Annotated in this window: 4 tRNA genes; all 4 read left to right on the top strand. The window is 52.6% G+C overall.

The window, feature by feature from the left end:
- Positions 1-141 precede the first annotated feature (141 nt).
- The 4 genes from ACQEXU_RS22000 to ACQEXU_RS21985 all read left to right on the top strand — a co-directional run bounded on the left by ACQEXU_RS22000 (position 142) and on the right by ACQEXU_RS21985 (position 599).
- Positions 142-218, top strand: a tRNA-Arg gene (locus ACQEXU_RS22000).
- Between the two features lie 42 nt (positions 219-260).
- Positions 261-337 (top strand) — tRNA-Arg (locus tag ACQEXU_RS21995).
- A gap of 66 nt (positions 338-403) precedes the next feature.
- Positions 404-480, top strand: a tRNA-Arg gene (locus tag ACQEXU_RS21990).
- Between the two features lie 42 nt (positions 481-522).
- Positions 523-599 (top strand) — tRNA-Arg (locus tag ACQEXU_RS21985).
- The last annotated feature ends 2 nt before the right edge of the window (positions 600-601 follow it).

The following is a 601-nucleotide window of genomic DNA, read 5'->3' as shown; positions in this document are numbered from 1 at the left end:
CTGAAGGCGCTCCCCTGCTAAGGGAGTATGCGGTTTGTAGCCGCATCGAGGGTTCGAATCCCTCCCTCACCGCCATTAATTGGCCATTGGTCAATTTTTTTGTTTCAAAGCTAAAGAAATGTGATATATTTCACACCTTGCGCGCTCGTAGCTCAGCTGGATAGAGTACCTGGCTACGAACCAGGCGGTCGGAGGTTCGAATCCTCCCGAGCGCGCCATTATTTAGTTCGGTAAGTTTTACAACTTGTTGAACGCCCCGTGCGTCCTTAGCTCAGCTGGATAGAGTACCTGGCTACGAACCAGGCGGTCGGAGGTTCGAATCCTCCAGGACGCGCCACTCTTTAGGTCTCCCTTCATAGTAAGAGGAATCCTGATATTGACAATGTTGATATCGAAACATAGCGCGCTCGTAGCTCAGCTGGATAGAGTACCTGGCTACGAACCAGGCGGTCGGAGGTTCGAATCCTCCCGAGCGCGCCATTATTTAGTTCGGTAAGTTTTACAACTTGTTGAACGCCCCGTGCGTCCTTAGCTCAGCTGGATAGAGTACCTGGCTACGAACCAGGCGGTCGGAGGTTCGAATCCTCCAGGACGCGCCACT

Source organism: Vibrio sp. TRT 21S02, from assembly GCF_050113675.1.
Classification (GTDB): Bacteria; Pseudomonadota; Gammaproteobacteria; order Enterobacterales; family Vibrionaceae; genus Vibrio.
This window is presented reverse-complemented; position numbering and strand designations above follow the sequence as displayed.